The following is a 21,387-nucleotide window of genomic DNA, read 5'->3' as shown; positions in this document are numbered from 1 at the left end:
CGTGACACTTTTGTTGCTGGTCCCAGAACCATGGGGCATACTCGGTCTCCCTTGACGGGACCCGAGGGTCACCGAAGAGGGCCGAGCGTATAGACAAGAACCGCCGATAGCAGCGGTTCGTCCCTGACCGCAAGCGGGGGTGTACGTCATGAAGACAACCGGTGACCGGCAGCGGCTGCGTGCGCAGCTCGCCGAGTGTAGAGCGCGGGGGCAACGTATTGCCTTCGTGCCGACTATGGGCAATCTCCACGATGGCCATTTGCAGCTGGTGCGCCGCGGCCTTGAGCTGGCCGACATCGTCGTCGTCAGCATCTTCGTCAACCCGCTGCAGTTCGGAGCCGGCGAAGATCTGGACGCCTATCCCCGCACTCTTGCAGCGGACAAGGAAAAGCTCTTCGCCGAGGGGGTCAAGTTTCTCTACACCCCGGACGCCACCGATATCTATCCGGAAGGCCTCGAGCGGCATACGCAGGTGCTGGTGCCCGACCTGTCAGAAACCCTCTGCGGCAGCAGCCGGCCCGGCCACTTCAACGGTGTGGCTACGATCGTTGCCAAGCTATTCAACATCGTTCAGCCGGATGTCGCGATCTTCGGAGAAAAGGATTTCCAGCAGCTATCCATTGTGCGCAAGATGGTGGCTGATCTGTGCCTGCCCCTGGACGTTATCGGCGTCCCCACGGTACGCGACCGCGATGGGCTCGCCCTGAGCTCTCGGAACGGTTACCTGTCGCCGACGGAACGCCGCATCGCGCCCCTGCTCCATGAAACCCTGGGGAGCTGCCGCGATGCCATCGCCTGCGGGTTCGACAACTTCCTGCAGCTTGAGTCCCATGCCCGCATGCGCCTGCTTCAGGCGGGCTTCGAACCCGACTACTTCGCAATCCGCGACGCGCGGACCCTGCGCCAGGTCACCGAGGACACCGAGGAGATCGCCATCCTCGCCGCGGCCCGCCTCGGCAGCACGCGCCTCATCGACAACCTGCGGCTGAGCCTGAACCCGGCCAGCGACTGGGGTATGCTCGCCACGCCCTGAGCTGCGCGTGCCGGACGCAACCTAGACTATGGTCGCCTTGCCCTGCGCCGCGGCAGGGCTACCATCAGCAGCTAAGTCTGACGTTGCGGAGGTCCGTCCATGTCCGAATTCCCTATCCACCCGGTACCCGCGAACTTTGCCGATGCTCATATCGACGCGGAGCGCTACGCCGAGCTCTACCGGCGCTCTCTGGAAGAGCCGGAGGCGTTCTGGAGCGAACAGGCCGAGGCCTTCCTCGACTGGCTGGCTCCCTGGGAGACCGTCTGCAGCTACGACTTCACAACCGGTGACGCCAGCTGGTTCAGCGGCGGCAAGCTCAACGTCAGTCAGAACTGCATTGACCGGCACCTGCCCGCGCGGGCCGAACAGGCCGCTCTGCTGTGGGAGGGCGACGACCCGGCTGACTCCCGGACCATCACCTACGCCGAGCTTAAGGATGCCGTCTGCCGCCTGGCCAACGCGCTCAAAGCCCGCGGCGTCGGCAAGGGCGACCGGGTATGCATCTATATGCCGATGATCCCGGAGGCGGCTTTCGCCATGCTCGCCTGCGCTCGTATCGGCGCTATTCACTCCGTTGTCTTCGGCGGTTTCTCCCCGGAGGCGCTCAAGGACCGCATCATCGACGCCGACTGCTGTGCCCTCATCACCGCCGATGAGGGGCTTCGCGGCGGCAAGCCCATCCCCCTGAAGGCGAATGCTGACAAGGCGCTGACCCACTGCCCCGGCGTGCACAGCTGCATCGTAGTCCGTCGCACCGGTGGCGACATCGGCTGGGATGCCGAGCGCGATGCCTGGTACCACGAGCTGGTGGCGACGGCACCGGCCGAGTGCGAGCCGGAGCCCATGGATGCCGAGGACCCGCTGTTCATTCTCTACACCTCCGGCTCCACCGGTAAACCCAAAGGCGTGCTGCACACCACCGGCGGCTACCTGCTGCAGGCGGCCATGAGCTTCAAGTATGTCTTCGACTACCGCGACGGCGAGGTGTACTGGTGCACCGCGGACGTCGGCTGGGTGACCGGTCACACCTACATCGTATACGGCCCTCTCGCCAACGGCGCCATCTCTCTGGTCTTCGAGGGCGTTCCGACCTACCCGGACGCCGGCCGCTGCTGGGAAGTGGTCGACAAGCACAAGGTCAACACCTTCTACACCGCACCTACGGCGATCCGCGCCCTGCAGGCGGTAGGCGATGAGCCCGTCAAGCGCGCATCCCGGGAAACACTCCGACTCCTGGGCACCGTCGGCGAACCGATCAATCCGGAGGCCTGGGAGTGGTACTACCGGGTCGTCGGTGACGGCCGCTGCCCGGTGGTCGACACCTGGTGGCAAACGGAAACCGGCGCGCACATGATCACCCCCCTCCCCGGTGCCACGGCTCTGAAGCCGGGTTCCGCGAGCTTCCCCTTCTTCGGCGTGGAGCTCGCCCTCCTGGCCGAGGACGGCAGCGAAATTGAGGGGCCGGGTGCCGGCTACCTCGTAGTGAAGCGCTCCTGGCCGAGCCAGATCCGCAGCGTCTACGGTGACCACCAGCGCATGGTGGATACCTACTTCAGCCACTATCCGGGCTACTATTTCACCGGGGACGGCGCCAGCCGCGACGAGGATGGCTACTATTGGATAACGGGCCGTGTAGATGACGTGCTCAATGTCTCCGGCCACCGTATGGGCACCGCCGAGGTGGAGAGCGCCCTGGTGCTGCACGACAAGATCGCCGAGGCCGCCGTGGTAGGCTTCCCCCACGATATCAAGGGCCAGGGCATCTACTGCTACGTGACGCCCATGCAGGGCGTGGAGCCGGACGAACAGCTCAAGGCCGAGCTCATTGCACTCTGCGTGCAGGAAATCGGCCCCATCGCCAAGCCGGATGTCATCCAGTGGGCGCCGGGGCTGCCGAAGACACGCTCGGGCAAGATCATGCGCCGGATCCTGCGCAAGATCGCCGAAAACGAGCTGGACGGCCTCGGCGACACGAGCACCCTCGCCGACCCCGCGGTCGTCGACAACCTGGTCGAGAACCGCCCGGGCTAGGGCCCGGGCCAGAGACGGCGCTGCCGGGAGCGGGTAGACTGCGCCCATGGTGGAATCCGTCCAGGCCCTGCACCGGCGCGCCCAGCGCCATCTGAACCGGGGGGAGTACGCCCCCCTGGCGGCCTGCTGCAAAGCGATCCTCCGCCAGCAGCAGGACTTCGCAGACGCCTGGTTCCTGCTCTCTGTGGTCGCCGAGGCAGCCGGGGACCTGCCCAGAGCCCGTGACCTGCGCACCCGTGCCCTCGAACTTGACGAGGGCAACGCTGAATATCTTGCCCAGCAGGCGCGACTGCTATCCCGCCTCAACCACAGTGCCGAGGCCCTGGTGGCTGCCCGCGCGGGCCTCGCGGCGGGGCCGGCGAACGCCCTCGGCTTCGACACCCTTGGCGTGGTGTTCTCCCGCCTTGCCCGCTACGAGGAGGCGCGCGAGGCCCTGGCTGAGGCCGTGCGCCTGGCGCCGGAGAACCCCCAGTACCGCTTCAACCTCGCCGCCGCGGAGCAGTTTCTCGGTGACAGCGCGGCCGCCGAAACGCACTACCGGGCCGCCCTCGCCCTCCGTCCGGACTTCGCCCGCGCCTGGTGGGCTCTTTCCGAACTGCGCAAGACCGGCGCCACCGGGGATGTCTTGCCGACCCTGGAAGAGCAGGCCGCGCGGCCGGATCTGTCCGCCGAGGATGCGCTCTACCTGGGCCACGCGCTGGCCCGGGAGTATGAGCTGCGCGGCGCTTACACCGCCGCCTTCACCGCCCTGGGCCGGGGCAAGGCGGCACGGCGCGAACGCGCGCTCGCGGGGAAGGCGCGGGATGCGGCGCTCTTCCGTGCCCTGGGCGACGCCTTCCGCAGCGCGGCACCGGAGCGACCGCCGCGCAGCGTGGATGGCGGCACACCACTGTTCGTCGTTGGCATGCCGCGCACCGGAACGACCCTCGTGGAGCGTATCCTCACCTGCCATGAGGCGGTGCGCAGCCTCGGTGAAATCCAGGATCTGGCGCACGCGGTGCGGCGCAGCGCCGGCGACTGCGGTAGTGCGGACGTCCTCGATCCGGCCGTGATCGAGGGCGCCCTCGCGGCAACCGCGGGCACCGCCGCTGCGTACTATCAGCAAGCCACGGCCGAGCGGCTGGAGCAGGCGCCGGCCCCCGGCCATTACGTCCTCGACAAGATGCCCCTGAATGCCCTCTATATCGGCTTCATTCTTCGCAGCCTGCCCGAGGCGCGCATCGTCCTCCTGCGCCGGGACCCGCGGGACACCTGCCTCAGCAACTACCGGCAGCTGTTTGCCGTGGACTACTCCTATTACGACTACCACTACGATCTCGAGGCCACGGCACACTACGTCGCCGCCTTCGAAGAGCTGATGGCGCATTGGCTAGCGCTCTATGGAAAACGCATCCACAGCCTGTCCTACGAGGCACTGGTGGCGGAGCCGGAACGGGAAGTACGGGCACTCCTTGATTACCTCGAACTGCCCTGGGAACCGCGCTGCCTGGCTTTTCACCTGAACGCGGCGGGAGTGGCGACGCCGAGCGCCCTGCAGGTGCGCAAGCCCCTGTACCGGGATGCGCTCGAGCGCTGGCGACTCTATGAGAAGGAGTTGGCTCCGGCGACGGCGATCCTCGCCGCCGCCGGTGTCCTGCCACCGGCCCCCGGCGCCTGAGCACCGGGAGCCTCGGCTTCCACGACAGTCAGAAGCTGTAGGTGGCGCGGATGCCGGCGGTACGCGGCGCCCCGACAAAGTTGCCGTAGGACCGCACCGTGAAGCCGCCGATCTGCGTGCCCGGGCCGACGCCGTTCTGCAGGAAGCGGCGGGTGTTGCGGGTACCGGTGACGTAGTACTCGTCCCAGAGGTTGTCGACGAAGGCCTGCAGCGTCCACTGGTCCTTGCTGAAGGTGGCAGAGAAGTGGTGCACGTCCCACTCCGGGATCGCCTCACCACCGAAGTCCGCGGCAGCGCCGGTGGCCGGATCGATAAGCGCGCCAAGCTGGTCGCCGCCGGTGATGTTGTACACCTCGCTTGAGAACACGATGCCGTAATTCACCGCCAGGTCGATACCGTCGAGAACCATCGTGCTATACGTCACGTTGAAGGTGCCCTGGTGCTCGGCATGGCCGGGCAGGCGGGCGCCCTCGGTCCCGGTGAAGTCGTCCACCAGGCCCGGCGCGTCCTCCACCAGCTCCGCGTCCGTGTAGGCGTAGCTGAGCTGCACTTCCCAGTTCTCGTTGATCAGCCAGTTGCCCTGGAGCTCCAGGCCCTGACTCTCGGCCGCCGACCCGTTACCGACGATCGGCAGCTGGCCGAAGGTCGTCACCGTGTCGACCTGCAGGTCTGTCCAGTCGATGAAGAACAGGGCGGCATTCAGCGACAGGCGGCCGTCCAGGAGCAGGCCCTTGTAGCCGATCTCGTAGTTCTCGATCTGGTCCGGCGCGATGAAGACCTCGTCCGGCAGGGCGCAGAGGTTCTGCGTGTCGCTGGCCGACACGTCCGGCGGGCACGCGGGTACGGCGTTGACGCCGCCGTTGCGGTAACCCTCGGAGTAAGTGGCGTAGATCATGTTGTCGTCGTCGATATCGAAGGCGGCGTTCAGCTTGATCAGGTCGCCCTCGTCGTCGCCGACGTTCTCGCCGAACTCGATGTTGATGGCATCCTGCGGCTCGCCGAAGAAGACCGTCTCCAGCAGCGGCAGACCGAAACCACTGCGGTTATCAACTTCGAAGGTGTAGTCCCGGTAGCCTAAGGTGAGCTCAAGGCGGTCGAAGAGCCGGTAGGAGATCTCGCCGTACCAGGCCTCTTCCTTCTGGGTGTCGAAGCTCTGGGAGATATACTCGAGGCTGTCAGGCCGCAGCGCCACGCCGCCGAAGTTGTCCACGGCAAACTGGTCGAACCCCGGCGTGAACTCGCGGCTCTCGCTTTCGCTATCGATCTCGTTATTGAAGTAGCCGAGCACCCAGGACAGCGGGCCCTCGTAAGTCGACACCAGCCGGATCTCGATGGTCTCCGTTTCTTCCTCGGCAACTTCCCGGGTAAAGGAAGAGAAACTCGGGAAGGCCTCGTAACCGTACTCGAAGTTGAGCAGCAGGTCCGTCTGGTCGCGCTGGCCCTCCTCCTCGTACTCCGTCTCACCGTAGATGAAGGTCGCCTCGGCGAAACCGAGGTCCGCCTTCACTTCGAGGCTGTACAGCTCGTTGGTATATTCGTTCGGCTCCTCGTAGCGGTAGGCGGAGACATAGTCCCCGGTGCCGAAGGCCTGCTTGTGGTTGATCTGCCGACCCTCCGCCTCCGTGTCCTGGTAGAGCCACCACAGGTTCACATCGAGCCAGTCCGTGGGCAGCCAGCGCAGATTGGCGCGGGCGGCGAGAGTGTCCTCACCGTTGGCGTCTTCGACCCGGCGCAGGTTCGCGTTCACATCGTCGGGGTTGGCGAAATCGGGCTCGGGGTTGGACACGCCGGCCTCGCGGACCACAAAGTCGTAGTCGATGAAGCCCGGGTCGTCGACACGGTCGAGATTGACCCGCAAGGCGAGGGTATCGCGAACGATGGGCAGGTTGAGGGTAACGCCCACATCGTTGTACATGTCGTCACTTTCAAAATTCTGGCTCAGGGTGCCGCGGAGATCAACGCCGAAGGCTTCCGGATCGGCGCGGTTCGGCAGGTAGCGAATGGCGCCGCCCATCGTGCCCTGGCCGTAGAGTGTGCCCTGCGGACCGATCAGCACCTCGACGCGCTCGAGGTCGACGGGACGGATATCCAAGGGCAGGGGAATATCCCCGAAGTAGGTGGCAACCGTGTCACTGGTGTAGCCCGGGCCGAGCTGCGACGTGTTCAGACCGCGAACCAGAATATCCGGTACCTCGTCCCGGGCGCCGCGGTCGATGACCGTGAGACCGGGCACATAGCGCGCAATCTCGTTGATCCCCGTAAGGCGGTACTTCTCAATCTTCTCAGCGCTGACGGCGGAGATGTTGATGGGAATGTCCTGGACCGTGGAGGCGCGGCGGGAGGCGGTCACCATGACCTCCTCGAGGCGAGCACCCTCCTGGGCCAGGCTGGCGCCGGCGCCGCCGCCCAGCAGGGGCAGCGAAGCCAGGGCCACCGCCCGGGAGAGACGGGAACGCGGATAGTCAGACTGGTTGCATTGCATGATTCTTCCCCTCTTGGACGGCAGTCGCCGTCTTCTTGAATTGTGCGACCTATTGTCCGGTCCAGTTGCAATCGCACAATAGGAAATAATACCCAAGCAAAGTTCACACCAATGGCATCACAGAAAGCACCACAGAACGCGGCACCGGAAGCGCCCGACTGAAACGCCCGGCTCAAACGCTCTCCGCCGAACTGCCGCGCCCGCTACTGCACCAGAGCGGGGCACCGCAAGCCGCTTATGCACCCTCCAGGTGCTTGATGTTCCGCTCGATGACGTCATTGACGGCCGGCCCGAGGCCACCGAGGGCAAGGCATTCACGCAGCAGACCAAGGGCCCCGGAGCGATCCCCACGGCGCACGGCGAGGTTCGCCAGGTTGAGGCACAGGGAAGCTGTGCGGTACCCGTCGCGGTAGAGGCGCTGGTAAAGGTCGCCGGCCGCGCCGAAGTCACCATCGCGGTAGCAGGCCTCGGCGGCGCCCTCCAGGCACCGCTGCGGCTCGTAGCCTAACGCTGCAGCGCGTAAGAAATAGTCCTTGGCCCGGCGGTAATCACCCTTCGAATGCATGGCGCCGGCGGCGGCAATGCCGTAGAGCCGGCCGTCGGCATCGCCGGCAAGCTCGCGCTCGAGCATGGCCTGATAGCGCTCACCGCGCGCCCGACGGGGCCGCTCGCTGTTGGCATGGCAATAATGATGCAGCGGCACCGGGAGCTCGCTCCGGCGCCCCTCGGCGATGGTGCCGTCGACGATCTCGTGGATACGACCCTGGTAGCAGATCCCGTCCTTGCGACGAAAGAGCCGGAGAATCGGATTGATCGTGTAGCCACTGTAGCCGCGGGCCAGGGCCCTGTGCTCACCGACCGGGCGCCAGCCCCAGGCCGTCTGGTCATCGCCGTAGTTGTGCTGGGGCAGGTAGTAACCATCCACGGTATCGTCAGCCATGGCCTCGCGCAGCCGCGGGTAGTCGGCCGGGGCGATTCGCTCATCGGCATCGAGGACGAGGATCCAGTCGCCGGTGGCGGCGTCCAGCCCATGGTTGCGCGCGGCGGCGAAGTCATCGCACCAGCTGAAGTCCAGCAGCCGATCGGCGTGGGCCGCGGCGATCTCGCGGCTGCCGTCGACAGAGCCCGTATCCACCACCACCAGTTGGTCCACCTGCGGCCGCGCCGCGGCGAGGCACTCCTCGAGGATCCAGGCCTCGTCACGGACGATCATGCAAAGGGAAAGGGTCGCCATCGGTACCTCAACAGAAGCTGCGGGCCCACCTTAGCAAAGTCCCGGGGAAAACGGTCACCTGCTGACCGGGCGCATCGCAGCATGTCGGGGCGGCGGCGGGAGAGTGCCCCCAGTCGCTCCCCGATACACGCTTTGTGGGGGCACGCTCCAGCCGCCGCCCTACCGCCCTGGAAATGTGCGAGGCGGCAGGGGTGAGTACGGGAGACCTCTCTCACAAAGCGTGTATCGGGGAGCGACCCGGCCAGGTTAGGCTGAGAGAGGTCTCCCGTACTCACCCCGGAATTTGGCAACAGCCTCTCCAGAGAGACTCTCGAGGGAGAAGTAATAAAAAGGGCGCCGAAGCGCCCTTTTCATCAAGCCGCGGCGCCTTACTCCGTGGCTTCTTCATCCGCCGGGGCCTGCGCCTCGGTGACTTCCTCTTCGATTTCCTCGTCGAGGAGCTCCTTGATGGACAGCTTGATACGACCGCGCTGGTCCACGTCCAGGACCTTAACGCGCACCTCCTCGCCTTCCTTCAGGTAGTCAGAGACATTCTCGACACGCTCGTTGGCGATCTGCGAGATGTGCACCAGACCATCTTTGCCCGGAAGGATATTGACGAAGGCACCAAAGTCGACGATGCGGGCCACGCGACCCTCGTAGATCGCGCCGATTTCCGCCTCGGCGGTGATCTCCTCGACCATGGCGACGGCCGCGTCACGGGCCGCCTGATCCTGGCCGAAGATACGCACGGTGCCGTCATCGTCAATATCGACCGTGGCGCCGGAGGCTTCGGTGATGCCGCGGATCGTCGCCCCACCTTTGCCGATGATGTCGCGGATCTTGTCTGCGTCCACCTTCAGCGTGACCATGCTGGGCGCATTCTCGGAGGTTACTTCGCGAGCCTCGGAGATGACCTCGTTCATCTGCCCGAGGATATGCAGCCGCGCCTGCAGCGCCTGCTCCAGGGCGGTCTCCATGATCTGCTCGTTGATACCCTCGATCTTGATATCCATCTGCAGGGCGGTCACGCCGCCGGCGGTACCGGCGACCTTGAAGTCCATGTCACCCAGGTGGTCCTCATCACCGAGGATGTCGGTGAGCACGGCAAACTGGTTGCCGTCCTTGACCAGACCCATGGCGATACCGGCGACCGGCGCCTTCAGGGGCACGCCGGCGGCCATGAGCGCCAGGGAGCCGACGCAGACCGACGCCATGGAGCTGGAGCCGTTGGACTCGGTGATTTCGGAAACCACGCGCACCGTGTAGGGAAACGCCTCTTCACCGGGCAGTACCGCGGCGAGGCCGCGGCGGGCGAGGCGACCATGGCCGACTTCACGACGATTGGTGAAGCCAACGCGGCCCGCTTCACCGACCGAGTAGGGCGGGAAGTTGTAGTGCAGCATGAACGGATCGCGGCGCTCACCCTCGAGGGCGTCAATGATCTGCGCATCGCGGGTGGAGCCGAGGGTAACGGCACCGATGGCCTGGGTCTCGCCGCGGGTGAACAGGGCTGAACCGTGAGCCTTGGGCAGCACGTCGATCTCACAGGCGATGGGGCGCACGGTGCGGTTGTCGCGACCGTCGATGCGCGCTTCGCCATCGAGAATGCGCTTGCGCACGAGCTGCTTCTCGACGCTCTTGAAGACATCCTTGATGTCCTCCTCGCTCGGGCCGCCCTCTGCGGCCAGGGCCTCGACGCAGGCCTTGCGGACCTCGCCGACGCGCTCGTAACGGGCGGCCTTCTCGGTGATGCGATAGGCCTCGCCGAGGGCATCCTTCACCTGGGCCTCAACGGCAGCGATGAGCTCCCCGTTGACTGCCGGCGGCTGCCAGTCCCAGCGCGGCTTGCCCGCTTCGGCGACGAGCTCGTTGATGGCATGAATGACGGCCTGCATTTCCTGGTGCGCGTAGAGCACGGCGCCCAGCATCTGGTCTTCCGTAAGTTCGGCGGCCTGGGACTCGACCATGAGCACGGCATCCTTTGTGCCGGCAACGACCATATCGAGCTTGCTGGAAGCGAGCTGTGCATAGGTCGGGTTGAGGAGGTAGCCGTCCTGTTCCGTAAAACCCACGCGGGCACCGCCGATGGGGCCGTTGAAGGGGCAGCCGGAGATCGCCAGGGCTGCAGAGGTGCCGATCATCGCGGGGATGTCCGGGTCGATGTGCTTGTCCGCGGACATGACCGTGCATATGACCTGCACTTCGTTCATGAAGCCATCGGCGAAGAGCGGGCGGATCGGCCGGTCGATCAGGCGGGAGGTCAGCGTTTCCTTCTCGCTGGGGCGACCTTCACGCTTGAAGAAGCCGCCGGGTATCTTGCCGACGGCGTAGGTCTTCTCCTGATAATGCACGGCAAGCGGGAAGAAGGGCTGGCCCGGCTTGCAGGATTTTTCTGCGACCACGGTGCACAGCACCGAGGTGTTTTCGACGGTCACGAGCACGGCACCGCTTGCCTGGCGGGCGATACGCCCGGTCTCCAGCGTGACGGTCTGGCCGCCATACTGGAAAGTCTTGGTTACTGGGTTCACTGTCTTTCTCCGATTCTTTAAACGACAACCGGGGCCCTGGGCCCCGGTGCGGTTGGCCTAGCGGCGCAGGCCGAGGCGCTTGATCAGTTCCGCGTAGCGCGATGCATCCTTGCGCTTGAGATAATCAAGCAGGTTGCGGCGCTGGTTGACCATGCGAATGAGGCCGCGGCGGGAGTGGTGATCCTGCTTGTGCGACGAGAAGTGGTCCCGCAGCTGTTCGATATTTGCCGTCAGCAGCGCCACCTGGACTTCCGGCGACCCGGTGTCGCCCTCTCCGCGCTGATAATCCTTGACGATTTCCGCTTTCTTTTCGGCAGTCAATGCCATGTGATCATCCTCTTGTTAACCTGCGTGACCGCAGCGCTACCCGCGCGGCCTGTTCAAAAAAGAGCCTGTCCGTGCAGATTTACAGACAGGTTCGCGTCACCGCCTGGTGACCATCAGTCGACGCGGCGCGACGCGCCCATCGTCCAATATTTCGCCGACACCGAGCAATTCCCCGCTCTGCGCGGCGACGCGCACCATACCATCACAGGGCGCGTTTGGCACTAGTACCGCCTGGCCCTGACGCAGGTAGAAACCCGCGGATTCGCTGAGCGTTACCAGCGGCATGTCGGCGAGGGCGAGCTCCGCCGGGAGCAACTGCCGATCCAGCGCCGCCTCGTCACCGGCGTCCCGGAGCGCCTGCAGGGCTTCCAGCGTGAGGGCCTGTTCGATGCGGAAAGGGCCGGACTGGAGTCGACGCAGCCGCGACACGTGGGCGCCGTACCCCAGGGCCGCGCCCAGGTCCTCGGCCAGGGAGCGCACATAGGTGCCCTTGCTGCAGTGCACGCGGACATCGGCCTCGGCCTGCTCACCGGGCCGGAAGGCCAACAGCTCAAAGGCATGCACCGTGATCCGCCGCGCTTTGCGCTCCACTTCCACGCCCTGGCGCGCCAGTTCGTAGAGCGGACGGCCGCCCTGCTTGATGGCGGAGAACATGGAGGGCACCTGCTCGATCTCGCCGCGGAAGGGGACCAGGGCCGCTTCCACCTCGGCCGCAGCCAGGGCACCCGCATCGCTGCGGCCGGTCTCCGTGCCCTCGGCATCACCGGTGTCAGTGCTAACGCCAAAGGTAAAGGTGCTCTCGTAGACCTTGTCAGCCTCAAGAAGATACTGCGAGACCTTCGTCGCCTCACCGAAGCACAGCGGCAGCACGCCGGTAGCAAGGGGATCGAGGCTGCCCGTGTGCCCGGCCTTGGCGGCACGGTAGAGGCCCTTGACTCGCTGCAGCGCACGGTTTGAGGACAGACCCGGGGGCTTGTCCAGAACCAGGATGCCGCTGAGGGGGCGACCGTGTCGACGCCGGGCCACTTCAGCCCTCACCGTCCGACGGGTCATCGGCGCCTTCGCGCCCGGCGTCGAGGGCCCGATCTCGTTTACCGGCCTCGCGGATCAACTCTTCCATGTGTCGACCACGGCCGACGCTGCCATCAAAGACAAAACGGAGCCGGGGCACGCTGCGCATGGACGCCTCGCGGGAAAGCAGTGTTCTCAGGTAGCCGGCCGCGCCGTTGAGGGCGACGGCGGCCTCCCGTGCCTCTTCGGCGCTGTCGCTACCAAGGCGCGTAAACCAGACTTTGGCATGGGCCAGATCGCGGCTCACGTCGACGCCGGTCAGACTGACCATACCCACACGCGGATCGTCGACTTCCTGCTGAATCAGGAGCGCCAACTCCCGCTGCAGGTAATCGGCGACCCGCTGGCTGCGACTGAACTCTCGTGCCATGGCGGGCCGCTACAGGGAGCGGGCGACCTCCTTGACCTCATACACTTCGATCTGGTCGCCGACCTGCACATCGTTGTAGTTCTTCACACCGATGCCGCACTCAACACCGTTGCGGACCTCATTGGCATCGTCCTTGAAGCGACGAAGGGACTCGAGCTCGCCCTGGTAGATAACAACGTTGTCACGCAGGACGCGGATCGGCTTGCTACGGTAGACAGTGCCTTCCGTGACCATACAGCCGGCGATCTGGCCAAGCTTGGGCGAGTTGAAGACCTCGCGCACCTCGGCGATACCGACGATCTCCTCGCGCATCTCCGGCGCGAGCATGCCGGACAGGGCCTGCTTGACGTCGTCGATGAGGTCATAGATGACATTGTAGTAACGCAGGTCCACGCCCTCGCTCTCGACCAGCTGCCGGGCGGCAGCGTCTGCGCGGACGTTGAAGCCGAAGATCACGGCACCGGAGGTCATGGCCAGGGTGACGTCGGTCTCGGCGATACCGCCGACACCACCGGTGACGATGTTGACCTGCACCTCGTCGTTGCCCAGCTCCAGAAGTGCCGCCTGGATCGCCTCCAGGGAGCCGCGCACATCGGCCTTCACGACCACATTGAGGGTCTTCCGCTCGCCTGCCGTCATGCTCTCGAACATGTTATCGAGCTTGGCAGCCTGCTGCCGTTGCAGCTTGTTCTCGCGCATCTTCGCCTGGCGGTAATCGGCCAGATCCCGGGCCTGCTTCTCGTTTTCGACCACGGCAAACTGGTCGCCGGCGTCCGGCGTGCCGTCAAGGCCGAGGATTTCCACCGGGATGCTCGGGCCTGCGGTATCGACCGGCTTTCCGTTCTCATCAAGCATCGCCCGAACACGGCCATACTGCAGGCCAGCGAGAACAATCTCGCCCTGACGCAGCGTGCCGCTCTGCACGAGGAGGGAGGCCACCGGGCCACGGCCCTTGTCCAGCCGCGACTCAATAACGATGCCCTGGGCCGGGACGTCCCGCGGTGCCTTCAGCTCAAGGAGATCGGCCTGCAGCAGCACTGCGTCCAGGAGCGTCTCGATGCCATCACCCGTGATTGCCGAGACGTGCACGAACTGCGTGTCGCCGCCCCACTCCTCGGGAATGACCTGCTGGGCCGAGAGCTCGTTCTTGACGCGGTCGGGATCGGCCCCTTCCTTGTCGATCTTGTTGACGGCGACGATCAGCGGCACTTCCGCCGCCCGGGCATGCTGCACAGCCTCGATGGTCTGGGGCATGACACCATCATCGGCGGCCACCACGAGGATCACGATGTCCGTACTCTTCGCGCCGCGGGCGCGCATGGCGGTAAAAGCCGCATGCCCGGGCGTATCGAGGAAGGAGATCATGCCGTGGCCGGTCTCCACATGATAGGCGCCGATGTGCTGGGTGATGCCGCCGGCCTCACCGGACGCCACCTTCGCCTTGCGGATGTAGTCGAGGAGCGACGTCTTGCCGTGGTCAACGTGGCCCATGACGGTCACTACCGGCGCGCGCGGTTCCGGCGTGCCGCCGTGCTGGGCCAGGGTCTCCGTGAGATCCTCTTCCAGCGCATCGGCGCTGATGTACTTGGCCACGTGGCCGAGTTCCTCAACCACCAGCGTTGCCGTATCGCGGTCGATCATCTGATTGATGGTCGCCATTACCCCGAGCTTCATGAGCTCCTTGATCACAACGCCGGACTTCACGGCCATGCCTTCTGCCAGGCCGCCAACGGAGATCATGTCGGCGATCTCGACCTCATAGACCTTGCGCTCCGTGGGCATTTCGAAGCCGTGACGACCGTGTTCTTCGTGGGTCGCCTTCATCTTCTTGCGGCCACCGCGGCGACGCGTGCGCCCCTCGGCAGCGTCGAGATCGGAGAGGGACAAATTGTGTCCCCGCTGCTTGCCGCGGCCCAGGGAATCATTGCGGCTGAGCCGGCCACGGGTCTTGCGCTTCTGGTCGTCCCGGGGCGGCTGCTCCGCGGGCGCCGCATGCAGGCGCTTGGGCCGCTTGGGGGCTTCTTCCCGTGCCTTGGCGGCCGCCTCAGCGGCCTTGCGCTGCTCTTCCTCGGCCTGGCGCGCAGCGATGGCGGCCGCGCGGGCCGCGGCCTCTTCTTCTTCCTTTTGCTTCCGGCGCAACGCGGCACGCTGCCGGAGCACCTCCGGATCGAGGTTGGCGAGATCTTCCGGTTCTTCCTCTTCCTCCGGAAGGGGTTCGAACTCCGGCTCTTTCTTCGGCGCGGGTGCCTCTTCAACGGGTGCGGCCTCAACGACCGGCGCTTCGTCCGGTACCGTTTCCGGCAGCTCGGCGTCCGCGCTTGCGGCCGTCACCGCCAGCTCTTCTTCGGCCGGCGCTTCCGACTCCTCACGCTTCACGTAGGTGCGCTTCTTACGCACCTCGACGTTGACAGTCTTCTTGCCCGAAGAGCCGCCGGTGCGCAGCGTGCTCATGGTCTTGCGCTTCAGGGTGATGCGCTTCGGCGCCGCCGTCGACTCACCGTGGCTCTGCTTAAGGTAGGTCAGAAGCGTCTGCTTGTCCTCATCGGACACCGGTTCTGCGGCGTCCTTGTGGGGCAGACCTGCATCCCGCATCTGGTTCAAGAGGCGCTCTACCGATGCGCCTACGGACTTCGCCAGTTGCTCTACTGTCACCTGCGCCATGCAAATACTCTCCTAGCTACCCTGAATCCCTGCCTTACCGTGGTACTGACCAGTGCTTTCAGGACTGGGCTTCCTCTTCGGCAAACCAGGGGGCACGCGCGGTCATGATCAATTCACCGGCGCGCTCTTCTGTCATGTTCTCGATGTCCATCAGGTCGTCGACGCCCTGCTCGGCGAGGTCTTCCATGGTGACGATACCGCGGCTGGCCAGGAGGTAGGCGAGGTGCCGGTCCATCCCCTCCACGGTCAGCAGGTCTTCGGCGGGCTCATTGGCACCGAGCTGTTCCTCGGAGGCAATAGCCATAGTCAGCAGCGCGTCCTTGGCCCGGGCGCGCAGCTCCTCGGCGATGTCCTCGTCGAAACCCTCAATGGACAGCATTTCGTCGAGGGGCACATAGGCCACCTCTTCCAGCGTCGTGAAACCTTCCTCGACGAGGATCTCCGCTACGTCCTCGTCGATATCGAGCTGGTCCATGAACGCCTGGATGACCTGGCCCGCCTCGGCCTCGTGCTTTTCCGCGGCCTCTTCGTTGCTCATCACGTTGATGGTCCAGCCCGTGAGCTCACTGGCAAGGCGAACGTTCTGCCCCGCGCGGCCGATCGCCTGGGCCAGGTTGTCCTCGGACACCGCCACATCCATGGCGTGGGCGTCCTCGTCGACAACGATGGACTCCACCTCTGCCGGGGACATGGCGTTGATCACCAGCTGTGCCGGGTTATCGTCCCAGAGCACAATATCCACGCGCTCGTTGTCGAGTTCGTTGGAAACGGCCTGGACACGGGAACCACGCATGCCCACACAGGCACCGACCGGGTCGATACGCTGATCGTTGGTCTTCACGGCGATCTTGGCGCGGGAGCCCGGATCACGAGCGGCAGCGCGGATCTGAATTACGCCCTCGGCGATCTCCGGGACCTCGATCTTGAACAGCTCAATGAGCATCTCCGGACAAGCGCGGCTGAGGATGAGCTGCGGACCGCGCGTCTCGGTGCTGATCTCGATAAGAATGGCGCGCACCCGGTCGTTGACACGAAAGGTCTCGCGGCCTACCAGCGCGCCCCGGGGGAGCAGACCCTCCGCATTATTGCCAAGATCGACGATGATATTGTCGCGGGTGACTTTTTTCACGGTGCCGGCCACGAGTTCACCCACGCGGGTCTCGTATTCTTCAACGACCTGCGCGCGTTCGGCGTCGCGGACCCGCTGCACAATCACCTGTTTGGCAGTCTGCGCGGCAATGCGGCCGAACTCGACATTCTCTACTTGCTCTTCAAAAATATCACCGGGCTTGAGCGACGGATCCTTCTCGACGGCCTCCTCGGTGGTGAACTGGGTACCGAGCAGAGCAATCTCATCATCCGGCACCACAAGCCAGCGACGGATGGTGTCGTAATCACCGGATTCGCGGTCGATGGTGACGTGGATATCGGCGTCCTCGTCGTAGCGCTTCTTGGCGGCCGTAGCCAGCGCCAGTTCGATTGCCTCGAAGATAATGTCCTCGGAAACGCCCTTCTCGTTAGAGACGGCTTCCGCGACCATCAGGATTTCCTTGTTCATGAGCCTACCTTGCCTCGCGCCCGTCGTCGCCGGTCTCTGCCGGCAGTTCCACCCGCGCCTTGTCGATAGCGTCAAAGGGCAGGAGGTACTCGTGATCGTCGACCTGCACCACTACGTCCTCACCCTCAACTCCCTTGAGCTGCCCCCGGAACTTGCGCCGGCCCTCGAAGGGCATGCGCAGGCGCAAGTCAATGATCTCGCCGAAAAAACGGCCATACTGCGCCAGGGCGAAGAGCCTGCGATCCAGCCCCGGCGACGACACCTCCAGGGTGTATTCACCGCTTATGGGGTCCTCGACGTCGAGGACCGCACTGACCTGTCCGCTCACCAGGGCGCAGTCATCAACACTGATTCCCTCGGGCCGCTCGATGTACACCCGCAGTACGCTGTGGCGCCCCTGCGCCAGGTGCTCAACACCCCACAGCTCGAAGCCCAGGGCTTCGACGGTCGGCTCGAGCAAATCACGCAGCTTGTTTTCCCTGCCGCTCACGCGTCTCCCGCGAAAACTTTTCCGGTACAAACGAAAAAGCCCCAAAAAGGGGCTTTTCACGCCGCATCACCTTGTTTCGGAGCAGGTGATACGTATTTGGTAGCGGGGGCCGGATTTGAACCGACGACCTTCGGGTTATGAGCCCGACGAGCTACCAGGCTGCTCCACCCCGCATCAAAACGCTCATGGCAAGCTTGCTTGCCCGGAACACACCCTCAAGAGTGCCCCCAAAGAGGTCGCGTATTATAGATAGGCCTTAAAGCGCGGTCAACCACCTTCTTGCCTTTCTATCGGCCCGCACCCGGGCCTGTTTGGTGCCGAAGGGGGGACTTAACGCGCCCGGCCAGGGCCCCACGAGCACTCCGCGCAGCGGAGCATATCCCTCGACTTGTTGTGTTTGGTGCCGAAGGGGGGACTTGAACCCCCACGAGCATAGCTCACTACCCCCTCAAGATAGCGTGTCTACCAATTCCACCACTTCGGCTTGTTCAACTTGTCTAGTCTACCGTGCTACTTACGCTTCGGGAATGTCTGCGCCGGGGAAATCTCCCTCTGCCGGCGCCGCTGACGGCACGTCACCCGTCTCCACCGCCGGCAGGTCATCAGCGGGCGCATCCTCAAGCGCCGGCCGCTGCTGCGACGCCGGTACAACGATATCCACGTCGTTGACGCTTCGCGTCTTTCCCGTAGCGATGATCGCGAGACCGAAACTGGTAGCGAAGAAAGCCGCCACCAGCCAGGCCGTGGTCCGGGTCAGCACATTGGCGCTGCCCGTACTGCCGAGGAGCGTCTGTGACGCCCCGGCACCAAAGGACGCACCCATATCTGCGCCCTTGCCCTGCTGCAGCATGATCAGGCCGATGATGGCCAGCGCCAGCAGCAGATGCACGATCAGAACAATCTGTTCCATAACTCCCCTGCCCGTGTCCGGGCTTCAGTCTTCGGCGGCGGCGCAAACGATCGCGGTGAAAGCCTCCGCGTCAAGCGAGGCGCCCCCCACCAGCGCGCCGTCAATATCCGGACACGCAAATAAAGCTGCTGCGTTGTCGGCCTTTACGCTGCCGCCGTAAAGCAGCCGAACCGCCTGGGCGTTCTCCACAAGGTCGGCCAGGCAGTCGCGGATAAACGCATGCATGCCCTGCGCCTCGCCAGGGCTCGCGGTAAGCCCCGTGCCGATGGCCCACACGGGCTCATAGGCGATTACCAGTCCGGGTGCCCGGGGCTCGTCGGCCAGGGCACCCTCAAGCTGCGCGGCCACGACGGCTTCGGCTTCGCCACCCTCGCGCTGCTCCAGCGTCTCTCCGACGCAGACAATGGGCGCAAGGCCCGCCCTGGCTGCAGCGCTGAGCTTGGCAGCGATCAGCGGCGACGTCTCCCGGTGGTACTGGCGCCGCTCCGAGTGACCCAGGATCACCCAGCCACAGCCCAGGTCAGCCAGCATGGGGGCCGACACCTCACCAGTGTAAGCGCCTTCCGCCATATGGCTGCAATCCTGAGCACCAACGGCAAGGGCACCGCCGGCGCAGAGCGCAGCCACCTGCTGCAGATAGGCATAAGGCGGGCACACCAGCGCCTCAACGGCGTCCGGCAACCCGGCCGCTACCAGCCCTTCAAGCAGGCTACGGTTCGCCGCCAGCGACCCGTGCATCTTCCAGTTTCCAGCAACCAAGGAACGTCGCATCGCTAGCACCCGGCTCGGAAAGGGGCGCAATGGTACCCAAGACCACCTGGGGAGACAAGCGCGAATCCGCCCTCAGGCAAGGCCGCGCGCCACTTCCGCCGCCAGGCGCTCGCAAAGCGACGCCACCTGGGCCGCATCGCGGCCCTCGACCATGACCCGCACAACCGGCTCCGTACCCGACGGTCGCAGCAACACGCGACCCGCATCACCGAGCTCCGCCTCCACCGACGCCACGGCGGCGGCCACCCGGCCGTTGCCCTCGAGGGCACCGTCGCCTTCCCGGCGCACATTGACCAGACACTGGGGCAGGCGACTCATGCCGGCAGCGAGGGCCGACAGGGGCCTGTCGGCGGCGCGAACGGCCTGGAGCACCTGCAGGGCGGCCACGATGCCGTCGCCCGTAGTTGTCACGTCGCTGCAGATGATATGCCCGGAACCTTCGCCGCCCAGGTGCCAGCCCTCGGCGGCCATGCGTTCGCGCACGTAGCGATCGCCGACCGGCGTACGTGCGAAATCGAGCCCCGCAGCGCGCAGGGCGAGCTCCAGACCGAGGTTTGACATCAGCGTACCGACCACGCCGGCATCGGCCGTCCCCAGGGCGAGACGATGCATGGCGATAATAAAAAGAAGCTCATCACCGTCCACGACCGTGCCCCGCTCATCCGCGAACAGCACACGGTCGCCATCGCCGTCGAAGGCGATCCCGAGGTCAGCGCCCTGGGCGCGCACCAGGGCGGTGAGGGACGCCATGTCCGTGGAACCAACGCCCTCGTTGATATTGAAGCCATCGGGCGTGGCACCCATGGGCAAGACCTCGGCGCCGAGTTCGGCAAACACCGCCGGCGCAATCGCATAGGTCGCGCCGTGGGCGCAATCAACGGCAATGCGCAGACCGCGGAGGCTGAAGCCCTCGGGCACTGTACTCTTGCAGAACTCGATGTAGCGACCGGCGGCATCAACAACGCGCACCGCCTTGCCGATGAACCGCGGAGGCACCGTCTCCAGCGGCCTGTCGAGCATGGCCTCGATGGCCAGCTCCACGTCATCGGGCAGCTTGGCGCCCTCGGCGGAGAAAAACTTGATGCCGTTGTCTTCGAAAGCATTGTGCGAAGCGCTGATGACAATGCCCGCGTCGGCCTGCTGGGTGCGGGTCATGAGCGCAACTGCAGGGGTCGGCATGGGGCCGAGCAGCTTCACATCCACACCGGCAGCCACGAGACCGGCCTCCAGCGCCGACTCGAACATATAGCCGGACACCCGGGTATCCTTGCCGATGATGACCGTGCAGCGGCCCGGCCCGGGAGAGCGGTCCGAGAACACCCGACCACAGGCCCAGCCAAGCTTGAGCATGAAATCGGGCGTGATCGGTGCCGTGCCGACGGTACCGCGAATACCGTCGGTACCAAAGTAGCGTTTGCTCATGGGCCTCCTGCCTCTGCGAGCGCCGCCACCATGGCGAGCGCATCTGCCGTTTCTGCAACGTCGTGGACGCGGATGATCCGGGCACCGCGCTCTGCGGCAAGCACCGCGAGGGCGAGGCTGGCCGGCAATCGCTGGTCAACGGAACGGTCGAGGAGCTTAGCAATGAGGGACTTGCGCGACAATCCGACCAGGAGGGGGAAACCCAGCGATCCGAGACGCGGCAGCGCCTTTAACAGCGACAGATTGTGCGCTACGGACTTACCGAAGCCGAAACCCGGGTCGAGCAGGATGGCATCACGCTCAATCCCCGCCGCCAGGCATGCGGCTGACCGACGCTCCAGAAAGGCCTCCACGTCCGCGACCACGTCCACGTAACGGGGGTCAGCCTGCATCGTTTCCGGGGTGCCCTGCATATGCATCAGGCAGACCGGCAGGCCGCTCGCCGCAGCCGCTGCCAGGGCACCGGGGCGCTGGAGCGCGCGAACATCATTGATAAGGTGGGCACCTGCAGCCGCCGCAGCATGCATCACCGCCGCGGTGCTGGTATCCACTGAGAGCATGGCGTCGACGCGCCCGGCGAGAGCCTCGACGACGGGCACCACCCGGGCAAGCTCCTCGTCCTCGGACACTGGCGCGGCCCCGGGGCGGGTCGATTCGCCACCGATATCAAGCAAGGCAGCACCGGCGGAGACCATGGCCTCCGCTCGCCACAGGATTGCATCGAGATCAGCGCAACCCTCGCGATAAAGCTGGCCACCGTCTGAAAAGGAATCGGGGGTAACGTTCAGAATCCCCATGACGCGGGGACGGGCGAGGGACAGGCTGCGCCCCCCGCCGAGAAGTACCGGTGCGGTACTCAC

Annotated in this window: 16 protein-coding genes and 2 tRNA genes; 3 read left to right on the top strand and 15 right to left on the bottom strand. The window is 65.2% G+C overall.

The genetic code is table 11. From position 1 onward, the window contains the following. Nucleotides 1-148: 148 nt before the first annotated feature. The 3 genes from panC to HRUBRA_RS02110 all read left to right on the top strand — a co-directional run bounded on the left by panC (nucleotide 149) and on the right by HRUBRA_RS02110 (nucleotide 4,721). Nucleotides 149-1,033 (top strand): pantoate--beta-alanine ligase, encoded by an 885-nt coding sequence (panC, locus tag HRUBRA_RS02120; protein ID WP_035514221.1) that lies wholly within the window; start codon nucleotides 149-151, stop codon nucleotides 1,031-1,033. A 99-nt stretch (nucleotides 1,034-1,132) separates the two neighbouring features. Beyond that, complete coding sequence (gene acs, locus HRUBRA_RS02115) at nucleotides 1,133-3,064, top strand: acetate--CoA ligase (RefSeq protein WP_035514097.1); 1,932 nt, start codon at nucleotides 1,133-1,135, stop codon at nucleotides 3,062-3,064. Between the two features lie 46 nt (nucleotides 3,065-3,110). Further along, nucleotides 3,111-4,721: a tetratricopeptide repeat-containing sulfotransferase family protein gene (locus tag HRUBRA_RS02110; protein WP_052094284.1), complete on the top strand. Its 1,611-nt coding sequence runs from the start codon at nucleotides 3,111-3,113 to the stop codon at nucleotides 4,719-4,721. Between the two features lie 28 nt (nucleotides 4,722-4,749). Here HRUBRA_RS02110 and HRUBRA_RS02105 read toward each other — a convergent pair whose 3' ends face one another. The 15 genes from HRUBRA_RS02105 to folP form a co-directional block, all read right to left on the bottom strand. Continuing rightward, nucleotides 4,750-7,203, bottom strand: coding sequence for a TonB-dependent receptor (locus HRUBRA_RS02105; RefSeq protein WP_035514096.1), 2,454 nt, complete (start codon nucleotides 7,201-7,203; stop codon nucleotides 4,750-4,752). 235 nt (nucleotides 7,204-7,438) lie between these two features. Continuing rightward, nucleotides 7,439-8,437, bottom strand: a complete 999-nt coding sequence (locus HRUBRA_RS14565) for a tetratricopeptide repeat-containing glycosyltransferase family 2 protein (protein WP_052094283.1) — start codon at nucleotides 8,435-8,437, stop codon at nucleotides 7,439-7,441. Between the two features lie 368 nt (nucleotides 8,438-8,805). Then, a complete protein-coding gene (gene pnp / locus HRUBRA_RS02095; protein WP_035514094.1) occupies nucleotides 8,806-10,947 on the bottom strand; it encodes a polyribonucleotide nucleotidyltransferase in 2,142 nt (713 codons plus the stop codon). A gap of 57 nt (nucleotides 10,948-11,004) precedes the next feature. Beyond that, a complete protein-coding gene (rpsO, locus tag HRUBRA_RS02090) occupies nucleotides 11,005-11,274 on the bottom strand; it encodes a 30S ribosomal protein S15 (RefSeq protein ID WP_035514092.1) in 270 nt (89 codons plus the stop codon). 96 nt (nucleotides 11,275-11,370) lie between these two features. Further along, nucleotides 11,371-12,300 carry a tRNA pseudouridine(55) synthase TruB gene (gene truB / locus HRUBRA_RS02085; RefSeq protein ID WP_236629755.1) on the bottom strand — a complete coding sequence of 310 codons (930 nt, stop codon included), beginning with the start codon at nucleotides 12,298-12,300 and terminating at the stop codon, nucleotides 11,371-11,373. Between the two features lies 1 nt (nucleotide 12,301). Then, the gene (gene rbfA / locus HRUBRA_RS02080; RefSeq protein ID WP_035514087.1) at nucleotides 12,302-12,715 is read right to left on the bottom strand and encodes a 30S ribosome-binding factor RbfA; all 414 of its coding nucleotides are present in this window, start codon (nucleotides 12,713-12,715) and stop codon (nucleotides 12,302-12,304) included. Nucleotides 12,716-12,724: 9 nt separating this feature from the next. Continuing rightward, complete coding sequence (gene infB, locus HRUBRA_RS02075; RefSeq protein ID WP_035514084.1) at nucleotides 12,725-15,376, bottom strand: translation initiation factor IF-2; 2,652 nt, start codon at nucleotides 15,374-15,376, stop codon at nucleotides 12,725-12,727. A gap of 58 nt (nucleotides 15,377-15,434) precedes the next feature. After that, nucleotides 15,435-16,934 carry a transcription termination factor NusA gene (gene nusA / locus HRUBRA_RS02070; protein ID WP_035514082.1) on the bottom strand — a complete coding sequence of 500 codons (1,500 nt, stop codon included), beginning with the start codon at nucleotides 16,932-16,934 and terminating at the stop codon, nucleotides 15,435-15,437. Nucleotides 16,935-16,938: 4 nt separating this feature from the next. Beyond that, a complete protein-coding gene (gene rimP, locus HRUBRA_RS02065; RefSeq protein WP_035514081.1) occupies nucleotides 16,939-17,424 on the bottom strand; it encodes a ribosome maturation factor RimP in 486 nt (161 codons plus the stop codon). Between the two features lie 97 nt (nucleotides 17,425-17,521). Then, nucleotides 17,522-17,598, bottom strand: a tRNA-Met gene (locus HRUBRA_RS02060). Nucleotides 17,599-17,822: 224 nt separating this feature from the next. Further along, nucleotides 17,823-17,908 (bottom strand) — tRNA-Leu (locus HRUBRA_RS02055). A 30-nt stretch (nucleotides 17,909-17,938) separates the two neighbouring features. Beyond that, nucleotides 17,939-18,334, bottom strand: a complete 396-nt coding sequence (gene secG, locus HRUBRA_RS02050; protein WP_035514079.1) for a preprotein translocase subunit SecG — start codon at nucleotides 18,332-18,334, stop codon at nucleotides 17,939-17,941. A gap of 24 nt (nucleotides 18,335-18,358) precedes the next feature. Further along, a complete protein-coding gene (tpiA, locus tag HRUBRA_RS02045; protein WP_035514078.1) occupies nucleotides 18,359-19,105 on the bottom strand; it encodes a triose-phosphate isomerase in 747 nt (248 codons plus the stop codon). A 72-nt stretch (nucleotides 19,106-19,177) separates the two neighbouring features. After that, nucleotides 19,178-20,527 carry a phosphoglucosamine mutase gene (gene glmM / locus HRUBRA_RS02040; protein WP_035514077.1) on the bottom strand — a complete coding sequence of 450 codons (1,350 nt, stop codon included), beginning with the start codon at nucleotides 20,525-20,527 and terminating at the stop codon, nucleotides 19,178-19,180. Continuing rightward, nucleotides 20,524-21,324, bottom strand: a complete 801-nt coding sequence (folP, locus tag HRUBRA_RS02035) for a dihydropteroate synthase (protein ID WP_084592402.1) — start codon at nucleotides 21,322-21,324, stop codon at nucleotides 20,524-20,526. The genes glmM and folP overlap by 4 nt, the downstream gene beginning before the upstream one ends. Nucleotides 21,325-21,387: the final 63 nt, after the last annotated feature.

This window comes from Pseudohaliea rubra DSM 19751 (assembly GCF_000764025.1).
Classification (GTDB): Bacteria; Pseudomonadota; Gammaproteobacteria; order Pseudomonadales; family Halieaceae; genus Pseudohaliea; species Pseudohaliea rubra.
This window is presented reverse-complemented; position numbering and strand designations above follow the sequence as displayed.

What these genes read in the sequence shown, in the direction of transcription:
- HRUBRA_RS14565 (WP_052094283.1), bottom strand. Translation starts at nt 8,437, where the DNA reads ATGGCGACCCTTTCCCTTTGCATGATCGTCCGTGACGAGGCCTGGATC.
- HRUBRA_RS02105 (WP_035514096.1), bottom strand. Translation starts at nt 7,203, where the DNA reads ATGCAATGCAACCAGTCTGACTATCCGCGTTCCCGTCTCTCCCGGGCG.
- glmM (WP_035514077.1), bottom strand. Translation starts at nt 20,527, where the DNA reads ATGAGCAAACGCTACTTTGGTACCGACGGTATTCGCGGTACCGTCGGC.
- nusA (WP_035514082.1), bottom strand. Translation starts at nt 16,934, where the DNA reads ATGAACAAGGAAATCCTGATGGTCGCGGAAGCCGTCTCTAACGAGAAG.
- secG (WP_035514079.1), bottom strand. Translation starts at nt 18,334, where the DNA reads ATGGAACAGATTGTTCTGATCGTGCATCTGCTGCTGGCGCTGGCCATC.
- folP (WP_084592402.1), bottom strand. Translation starts at nt 21,324, where the DNA reads ATGGGGATTCTGAACGTTACCCCCGATTCCTTTTCAGACGGTGGCCAG.
- infB (WP_035514084.1), bottom strand. Translation starts at nt 15,376, where the DNA reads ATGGCGCAGGTGACAGTAGAGCAACTGGCGAAGTCCGTAGGCGCATCG.
- rbfA (WP_035514087.1), bottom strand. Translation starts at nt 12,715, where the DNA reads ATGGCACGAGAGTTCAGTCGCAGCCAGCGGGTCGCCGATTACCTGCAG.
- panC (WP_035514221.1), top strand. Translation starts at nt 149, where the DNA reads ATGAAGACAACCGGTGACCGGCAGCGGCTGCGTGCGCAGCTCGCCGAG.
- HRUBRA_RS02110 (WP_052094284.1), top strand. Translation starts at nt 3,111, where the DNA reads ATGGTGGAATCCGTCCAGGCCCTGCACCGGCGCGCCCAGCGCCATCTG.
- acs (WP_035514097.1), top strand. Translation starts at nt 1,133, where the DNA reads ATGTCCGAATTCCCTATCCACCCGGTACCCGCGAACTTTGCCGATGCT.
- rpsO (WP_035514092.1), bottom strand. Translation starts at nt 11,274, where the DNA reads ATGGCATTGACTGCCGAAAAGAAAGCGGAAATCGTCAAGGATTATCAG.
- tpiA (WP_035514078.1), bottom strand. Translation starts at nt 19,105, where the DNA reads ATGCGACGTTCCTTGGTTGCTGGAAACTGGAAGATGCACGGGTCGCTG.